An 8,654-nucleotide genomic window follows, 5' to 3' on the forward strand; every position below is an offset into this window, starting at 1 on the left:
AAACTAGGGGCGGTTTGTCGATTTGAGCCCAAGACCACTGGGTCAAGCTTCGCTTTCTCGTGCTGGGCCCGTAGGCTCGCGCCNNGCCGGTTCGCGCCAGCGTCGGGGCCGCTCAGCTTGCCCTACGTTAGTGGTCGTCGACTTCCGCCAAGGCGTACTGGCAAAACGGAGTCGCCCGAGGATACAATCTGGCACAAACGTTTGTGCTGCTGTGTTTTTCCCCACCATACGATGACACCCATGAGATTGACTCCACCGCTTTTGTCGTGCCTGGCTCCCTTCCTACTCGGTTCACTTTCGCTGTTTGCCGTGTCTAGCGTCGCCGTGTCGAGCGTCTCAGCCCAACAGGTCGAGCGACCCGTCCAATTGATCTTTGACACCGACATTGGGAATGATTGTGACGACGTGATGGCCGTGGGGGTGATCCACTCGTTGCAGTCGCGTGGCGAGTGCGAATTGCTGGCCGTCACGATCACCAAAGACAACCCGCTGGCGGCCGCCTTCACCGACGCGCTCAACACGTTCTACGGGCGCGGCGAGATTCCCATCGGAGTCTGCGACAGTGGGGTGACGCCTGAAAAGGGCAAATTCAACGTTTTGGCCGAACAGAACGATGACGGTCGATTGCGCTACGAGCACGACCTCCGCTCGGGCGAAGACGCCCCCGACGCGGTCGACCTGCTGCGGCGAACGCTGGCGGCGGCCGAGGATCACAGTATCGTGATCGCCCAAGTCGGTTTCTCCACCAATCTGGCGAACCTGCTGCGCAGCGGACCGGACCAGCACAGCAGGCTGTCCGGCGTGGACTTGGTCAAGCAGAAGGTGCGTCTGTTGTCGGCGATGGCAGGTGCGTTCACCAAGATCCCGAACAACAAGGGCGAACTGTACGATCACCTTGAATACAACGTCGTCAAGGACTTGGAAAGTGCCAAGTACTTGGCCGAACATTGGCCCGTCCCGATCGTCTGGAGTGGATTTGAGATCGGTTTGAATCTTCGCTACCCGCACGAGAGCATTGAAAAGGACTTTGCCTACGTCGACCATCATCCGGTCGCCGAAGCCTATGTGCTCTACAATCCCCCGCCGCACGATCGTCCGACTTGGGACCTGACGTCGGTGCTTCATGCGGTGCGACCGGATCGAGGCTACTTTGACCTTTCGCCGCCCGGCCAGGTGACGGTCGACAAAGACGGCCTGACGACGTTTGAGCCGGCCGAAGACGGACGGGACCGTTATTTGATTCTGCGTGAGGAGCAAAAAGCCAGGGCGACCGAAGCGCTCGTCGCTCTGACCAGCCAACCGCCGTCGAAGTGATTGAACGAGTGGAAAAGGGGTCAGGTACCAAAAACCAAATGGCCCGCAGGGTGCTGCGCATTTTGGGTACCTGACCCCTTTTCCGCGGCACCCTAAGTTTAAGAATGGAAGCAGCACGCGTGCGGATTAATCGTTCCTCCGCCGAATGGCTTGCACGAAATTCGTTAGAATTGCGTTCGCTCAATTCCCCCGGTCCGGAGACAACCATGAGATCCCGCAAGACTTTGTGCTCGATCACAGCCTGTTGGCTGTGTTGGACGGTTTCGTTGATGCCGTCAGCTTTACCGGCGCAATCCGCCGAAAAGCTTTCCAATCAGTACATCCCGGATGACGCGGTCGCCGCCGGATTTCTCTCTCCTCGTCAAATGCTGACCTCGCCGGAGTGGAAATTGGCCCCGATCGAAGTCGCACAAGCCGCGGGCATGCAATATGTCGGCGTCGATCCGCTGAATCTCAACGTCGTCAAAGTCGTCGTCGGCATGCCCGGCCCGATGGGCCCGCAGGCCGGTGCGGTGTTTGAGTTCGACGTGGACACGGGCATCGGCCAGCTGAACCCAATGATTCTGAACGAATTTGAAGCGAAAGAAGTCGACGGAATCGAGGTTTACGAAAGTCGCCGTCCACCGATCGTTCGGCTTCATCAAGCCGGACCACGCACGATCCTGGTCGGCAGCGGCGGCTACCTGACGAAAATGCTGGCTGCCGGTGAAGGTGGAACCGGCCAAGTGCCAAGCCTCGTTTCACGAATCTCGCGTCGAGATGGCGTGACGCTGGTCGCCGGCATGCAGCAGATCCGCCCCCTGGTGACCGGCATGCTGCGACAAAACGCCGGGCAATTGCCACCGCCTCTCCGGGGCCTGACGGAGGTCGGAGAGCTGACCGATGCGTTGTACGTCAACTTGGACTACGCACCGATGTCGGGATCGTTGATGATCTCGGCGATCGGGCGCGATGATGATTCCGCGTCCAAAATGGAGGAAACGCTGAATCAAGCGATCGATTTCGGACGCATGATGGCGACTTCCGAAATGATGAACAACGTCCAAGGCGAAGATGCGGTCAACCAGGCGATGGCAAAGTACATCGAACGTCTGGGCACCGAAATCTCCGCGATGCTTCGCCCCGAACGCAAGGGAAAGATCGTCACCGTGAGACTTTCCGGCAACGTGGGCACCACCGGCGTGCTGGTCGGGTTGCTGTTGCCCGCCGTCCAAGCCTCTCGCGAAGCAGCGCGTCGGATGCAAGCGAGCAACGAGTTGAAGCAGATCGGTTTGGCGATGCACAACTATCACTCCGCGTTCCGAAAGCTTCCCGATCGAGCGATCCGAGACGAAAACGGCAAGCCCCTGCTCAGTTGGCGCGTCGCCATTTTGCCTTTCATTGACCAGCAGCAACTCTACGAGCAATTCCATCTCGATGAGCCCTGGGATAGTCCCCACAACCGGCCCCTGATCGATCAGATGCCGAGCGTCTACGCCGATCCCAGTGCGTTTGTGCCGCCGGGACATACGGTGTTTCAGGTGCCCCACGGTGATGGGTTGTTGTTCCATGATGCCGGTCCCACCGCGTTCCGTGACGTGCGCGATGGCCTCTCCAATACGATCATGGCGATCGAAAGCAGTCCGGAGGCGGCGGTGCCGTGGACCAAACCGGTCGACATGGAATTTGACCTTGCCGACCCGCTGGCCAAAACGGGTGGCAACCGTCCGGGAGGTTTTCACGTGCTGATGGGCGACGGCGCAGTCAGGTTCATCGCCGATTCGATCGACCCCGAAACGTTCAAGAAACTGCTGACGCGAGACGGAGCCGAACCGATCGAGTTTTAGCGTGTTGTCGCGCGTTCCCGCGATGGCGTTCGCTGCGGGGGCTATCATGGGCGCTTCGCGCACAAACGTAGGCGCGGCGTTTTCCCTCCCGGTTTCCCGCCTCGCCCCGACATGTCCAGATTATTTTTCCAAGCCTGCTTCGTCGCTTGTTGTGTTTCCGTCTCACTCGCCTCCGATTCGCGTCCGAATCTCTTGTGGCTTTCCTGCGAAGACATCAGTCCACACCTGGGGTGCTACGGCGACCCGCATGCGATCACGCCGAACATCGATCAACTAGCCAGCGAGGGCGTTCGATACACGCACGCGTTCACGACCGCCGGTGTGTGCGCGCCGTGCCGCAGTGGGATCATCACGGGCATGTATCAAACAACGCTCGGGACACACCACATGCGGTGCACGGCGACACTGCCGGATTCGATCCGTCCGTTCCCAACATCCCTTCGCGACGCCGGCTACTTCTGTATCAACAATTCCAAACAGGACTACCAATTCAAGACGCCCCGCGACACCTGGGACGTCTCTTCGGGCAAGGCAGATTGGCGTGACCGGGACGATGACGAAACGCCGTTCTTCGCCGTTTTTAATTTCACCGGTTGCCACGAGTCCGGCATCGCGAATGAAAGCAAGTATCAGGCGGTGACCGAGGTCTTGACCGACGACCAGCGTCAAGATCCAGCGGCGTTGCAGTTGCCGCCTTACTACTGCGATACACCGGTCACGCGCGAAGATTGGAAACGCAACTACGAACTGATCACGGCGAAACGGGTGACTCGGGGTTGATCCCCGAAGCGATCATCGCCGAGCGGGCAAACCAGCTGGGAAGTGAATACGCAATCCTCCGCCAGGCCGACGCGAAACAGTACAACGCGCAACTCGCCGACATCGCGTTCGCGTCACGAATCGAGCACTGAATGAACTCAACGGAACCGACAACGTCGTTGATTGACGTTACGAGGAGAATGGCAGAATGATCCGGGGCAGAATGATGGTGCGAAGACGTAGGGCATGCTGTGCATGCCGATCGTCTCGACGGACCAGTTGGTCACGCTGTGCGTGATGCCTGGCATGCACAGCATGCCCTACCTTCCGTCCAATTCGCTCAGCTTCAGCCGGACGCTCATGATGTAGGGCTGTTCGCCCTTGATCCAGTGTCCGTAGGTGGTCGTGACGATGGTGTCATCGGGCAACACCTCGACTCCGGGATAGGCGGTGTCGGCGCCTTTGGTGTTGTCGCCCAGTCGCACGAAGTATTGGCCGTCACGGCCGCCCGCGAGATCGTCCCAGGTTCCGACCCAGCCCACCCAATCGCCTTCGAAGGGACGTTCTTTGCGGGATTGAACCGGCGATTGGCAACGATAACTGATGAACAGTCTGCCGTCGGCGGTGTACTTTCCGGTGTGGCGATCCCCGGTCAGGGCGAGCGGCAATTCCTGAGGCGACGACCATGTTTTGCCTTCGTCATCGGAGAAGATGATGTGCGAGTTCTTTCGGCGGGCATTTTCTCGCAGCAACACCGCCAGCCGCGTGCCATCGGGAGACCGGATGCAACCGGGTTCGCAAAGATGAACGTCGGAGGATCGGTAAACGGTTTCGGGGGCTGACCAAGTCAGGCCGCCATCGGTTGAGAGCGTTTTGTAGAGCGTGAAAGTTTGGGAGCGTTTTCCATCTGCGGTAAAGAACCGTCCGTCGTCATGGAACATCGCCAGATAATGGCCTGGACCGGTCTTGAGCGACTCGACAAATCCCATCACGACGATCCCGCCCCAATCACCGACGGGTTTCAGCGGACTCCAATCCAGCCCGTCATTCTCCGAGACCGCCAATCGTGCGGGGTACAGCCCGGACCACATGATGATGCGTTTGGTGCCGTCGGGGCCGATCACACGGTGCAGCGTGGGGACTTCCTTGGACGTCGACCAGTTCTCTGGCGTCGGCAGGCGGTCGCTCCAGGTCCGTCCGCCGTCGTTGCTGCGTTTGTAAACGATTCCCCCGCGACCGTGACCTTTGGGGTAAACGCACAGCATCGTCTTGCCGTCTTCCAGCAAACACGTGGTCGGGTGTCCGAGGTATTGGCCGGGCTCTCGATCGACAATCACCTGACGGTCGGTGTCATCCTTCAAATCGATCGTGGTCAACTGTGATGATTCGGAAGAACGTTGTGGTTCCAAGAAACCGTGTGACACCAGGAATCGATCCAGCGCGCGAATCGTCGACCGGTAGCTCGAATTGTCGCCTCGTCCGTGGTTGAAAAAGCCGTGCCCCTGGCCTTCAAATCCGATCAGTTCACATGCATTGCCGGATTTCTTCATCGCCTGACAAAAGGATTCGGCCGTCCAGTAGGGCACCGTCTCGTCCGCTTTCCCATGAAACAAAATGGTCGGCGGGGCGTTCGAATCGACGTGGTGAACCGGCGAGAGGTCTCGGGGATCGGTTCCCATTCGTGCGGCGAGTCCTGTCAGTTTTTCCGGATCCAGCGGCGGCCGATCATCGACTTTCGCCAACACGACCGCCGGATTGAACAGGGCCATCGCATTGGGGCGACTGCTGACCGATGTGTTTTCACCCGATTCGTCAAACCCCTTGATCACGCCGGTGCATGCGGCGACGTGGCCACCCGCTGAGCCTCCGCCGGCGACGATACGATCGGGGTCGACGCCCAAACGATCGGCCTGCTGGCGGATCCAACGGACCGCCGACTTGCCGTCTGCGACGCATTGCAACGCCTTGGTTCCTTGCCGATTCAGCACGCGATAGTCGGCGGTCATCGCGACCATGCCGCGTGAGGCGAGGTATTTGCAGTGCTCGAGGAACTGTTTGGGTGTGCCGTTTTTCCATCCGCCGCCGAAGAAGAAGACGATGGCCGAACGCCGGTCGGTCGGTTTGTGATCGGCGGGGTAAAACACGTACACGTTCAACGACACCGGGGCTCCCTCGGCGTCCTCGGTCGTCTTGTAAACCCTGACCGCCGCTCCGACGCTTATCATCTTCGCTTCGGTTTCTTCATCCTGGGCACGCAGGCCGACGTTGGGGATCGCCATCAGTGCGATCAGTGTCAGGAGAACGGGAAATCTGTGGGACATGTGGGTCACCAAAACGGGAGAGAAATCGGAAGGGGCGTGGGACACGCCGGAGGCAGGAATGGATTAGAGTATAGCCCCACCCGCAGCTTCGTGTCTTCGAGCGCGGTCGCGTGTTCGAGCGTCCTGCTCAGCACACCAGCCCTCCTGACAAGTCGCGTTTCCATTCCCCTGCCCAACGAACGCATCCACTCATGATCCGATTCACGCGTTTTCCGTTTTTGGTCCTCCTTTTGGCGTCGTCGGTTGGTCTCCATGCGACCCTCGCCGAAGATGCGCGACTTGGCGATCAGACATCCGGCGACACGCGCGATTTTGCCACCGCGGAGTTTTGGGAAACGCTTGACGGAAAGCCGGTGACCGACAGCTGGGAATTCGCCGAAGGGGAGGTTCGTCTGGTCCAACCACGTGGCGGCAACGGCAGTCTCGTCAGCGGACCGCTGCCGCCGAATTTTGAATTGTCGTGGGAATGGAAGATCGATGAAAAGACGAACACGGGATTGAAGTACCGGGTTCGTCGATTCGGCAAGAAGCTGTTCAGCAACAATTATTTGGGAATTGAGTATCAGATCATTGACGACAAACCGACCAGTCTTGCCAAGGGCAGCACGGCTTCGATTTATGATCTGGTTGCGCCCGAGAACGAGAAGGTGCTCCACCCGGCCGGCCAGTGGAACCAATCACGTGTCGTCGCCAGCGGCCATCGATTGGAACATTATTTGAATGGCCAACTCGTTGCGGCTGCGAGGACGACCGGCCCGAGTTGGGACAAGACGATCGCGCTGAGCAAGTTTTATGGTTCGCAGGATTTCGGCAGCCCCAAGCCCGGCGATCGAATCATGCTGACCGACCACGGCGGAAAAGCGGTCTATCGAAAGTTTCAGTTCACCGCCATCGACGCCACTCCTGCGGATCTGGAAACGCCGATCTCAACGGGACCGTTTCTCGGCAATGCGATGCGCAACAGTTGGGCGGATCAAGATTCGATCGTGATTTGGACTCGCACCACCGCGCGGCCGGAGTTCGTCGCCGACGGCAAAGCGTTCGTTTCGGTCTCCAGGAACAACGCCAGGAAACTTGCCGACGAAAACGATGCCGACAAGTTACTCCGCGTCCAACTGCCCGAGGGCGCCGAATTGTCCGAAATGCTGGGAGCATGTCCCGGGGCGTCCGGTCGCGTCCGGCTGATCTACTTTCCGGGCAAGCAACGCGATGCGCTGAAAACCACCGAGTGGATCACAACGAAGCCGGAAAGCGACTTCACCGCCCAATGGAAACTCGAAGGGCTCAAGCCTGACACGCAATACGCCGCAATCATCGAAGCACAGTCACTCGATCGCGACGAACCAGCGGCGGTCGTCCGGGGCGCCTTCCGAACCGCACCGAAAGTAAACGCGCGAAGGGACGTGAAGTTTTGCATCACGACCTGTCACGACTTCATCCGCCGCGACGACGGGATGAAGGGGCACAAGATCTATCCGACGATGACCAAGATGCAGCCGGATTTCGTCGTCCACGCCGGTGACATCGAATACTACGACAAACCCGATCCCTGGGCGATGACGATCGAATTGATGCGTTTCAAGTGGGGGCGGATCTTTGCTTTGCCCAGCAACCGTGACTTTTACAGCCACACCACCAGCTACTTTTTGAAGGACGACCACGACACGTTGAAGAATGATTGTTGGGCCGGGCAAACCTATGGTTCGGTCAGTTTTGAGCAAGGCGTCCAGCTGTTCAACGAAGAACAATTCCCTACGTTGAATCCACGCTACACCAGCGTTCGCTGGGGGCGTGATCTGGAAGTCTGGTTCTTGGAGGGACGCGACTACCGCAGCCCCAACTCGATGCCGGATGGACCGGAGAAGACGATCTTGGGCAACGAACAGAAGGCCTGGTTGTTCAAGACGCTGGATGAATCGACGGCGAAATTCAAAGTGATTTGCAGCCCGACGCCGGTCGTCGGACCTGATCGGGCGAACAAGAAAGACAATCACGCCAACGAGATCTTTGCCCATGAAGGCGACGAGATTCGGGCCAAACTGGCGACGATCGACAATGTGATCGTGTTGTGCGGCGATCGACATTGGCAATACGCTTCGTTCGATTCCGAAGCCGACCTCTGGGAGTTCGGCTGTGGACCGGGGAGCGAGGAACATGAATTGGGTTGGAAACCGGGCGACGAACGGCCGCAACACCGGTTCCTACGCGTCGCCGGCGGATTTCTGTCCGGTGAATTGCAATACACCGGCCAAGAAAAAGAGCCGCGATTGACGTTCCGCCATCACAAGGTCGACGGAGAAGCCGTCAGCGAGTTCGTGTTTCCCGTCAAGTAGGGCATGCTGTGCATGCCGATCCGTTGGTGTTTCGCCGTTAGCCGATTCCCGGTCGCTGCGAAGCAGCGACAGTGGGCGGCTGAAGCCCAATACCGCTAAGT

The 8,654-nt window shown here is 58.9% G+C and carries 6 protein-coding genes; 5 read left to right on the forward strand and 1 reads right to left on the reverse strand.

Translation table 11 applies throughout. The features are described from left to right. The first annotated feature begins 240 nt into the window (after positions 1-240). The 4 genes from NZK35_RS15140 to NZK35_RS15155 all read left to right on the forward strand — a co-directional run bounded on the left by NZK35_RS15140 (position 241) and on the right by NZK35_RS15155 (position 4,051). Positions 241-1,314, forward strand: coding sequence for a nucleoside hydrolase (locus NZK35_RS15140; protein ID WP_259633377.1), 1,074 nt, complete (start codon positions 241-243; stop codon positions 1,312-1,314). A 269-nt stretch (positions 1,315-1,583) separates the two neighbouring features. Next, positions 1,584-3,140: a DUF1559 domain-containing protein gene (locus tag NZK35_RS15145; RefSeq protein WP_259633378.1), complete on the forward strand. Its 1,557-nt coding sequence runs from the start codon at positions 1,584-1,586 to the stop codon at positions 3,138-3,140. 111 nt (positions 3,141-3,251) lie between these two features. Continuing rightward, positions 3,252-3,920, forward strand: a complete 669-nt coding sequence (locus NZK35_RS15150) for a sulfatase-like hydrolase/transferase (RefSeq protein WP_259633379.1) — start codon at positions 3,252-3,254, stop codon at positions 3,918-3,920. Continuing rightward, the gene (locus NZK35_RS15155; protein WP_259633380.1) at positions 3,917-4,051 is read left to right on the forward strand and encodes a hypothetical protein; all 135 of its coding nucleotides are present in this window, start codon (positions 3,917-3,919) and stop codon (positions 4,049-4,051) included. The genes NZK35_RS15150 and NZK35_RS15155 overlap by 4 nt, the downstream gene beginning before the upstream one ends. Before the next feature lie 168 nt (positions 4,052-4,219). On the opposite strand, the gene NZK35_RS15160 is transcribed toward NZK35_RS15155, so the two are convergent. After that, positions 4,220-6,220 (reverse strand): alpha/beta hydrolase fold domain-containing protein, encoded by a 2,001-nt coding sequence (locus tag NZK35_RS15160; RefSeq protein ID WP_259633381.1) that lies wholly within the window; start codon positions 6,218-6,220, stop codon positions 4,220-4,222. A 191-nt stretch (positions 6,221-6,411) separates the two neighbouring features. Here NZK35_RS15160 and NZK35_RS15165 point away from each other — a divergent pair, with 191 nt between their 5' ends. Then, entirely contained in the window at positions 6,412-8,553 is a 2,142-nt protein-coding gene (locus NZK35_RS15165) for a family 16 glycoside hydrolase (protein ID WP_259633382.1), read from the forward strand. Positions 8,554-8,654: the final 101 nt, after the last annotated feature.

The organism is Stieleria sedimenti, assembly GCF_025060895.1.
GTDB lineage: Bacteria > Planctomycetota > Planctomycetia > Pirellulales > Pirellulaceae > Stieleria > Stieleria sedimenti.

Bases quoted from the DNA above. Each gene is read 5' to 3' on its own strand.
- NZK35_RS15140 (WP_259633377.1), top strand. From the start codon at position 241: ATGAGATTGACTCCACCGCTTTTGTCGTGCCTGGCTCCCTTCCTACTC.
- NZK35_RS15145 (WP_259633378.1), top strand. From the start codon at position 1,584: ATGCCGTCAGCTTTACCGGCGCAATCCGCCGAAAAGCTTTCCAATCAG.
- NZK35_RS15150 (WP_259633379.1), top strand. From the start codon at position 3,252: ATGTCCAGATTATTTTTCCAAGCCTGCTTCGTCGCTTGTTGTGTTTCC.
- NZK35_RS15160 (WP_259633381.1), bottom strand. From the start codon at position 6,220: ATGTCCCACAGATTTCCCGTTCTCCTGACACTGATCGCACTGATGGCG.
- NZK35_RS15165 (WP_259633382.1), top strand. From the start codon at position 6,412: ATGATCCGATTCACGCGTTTTCCGTTTTTGGTCCTCCTTTTGGCGTCG.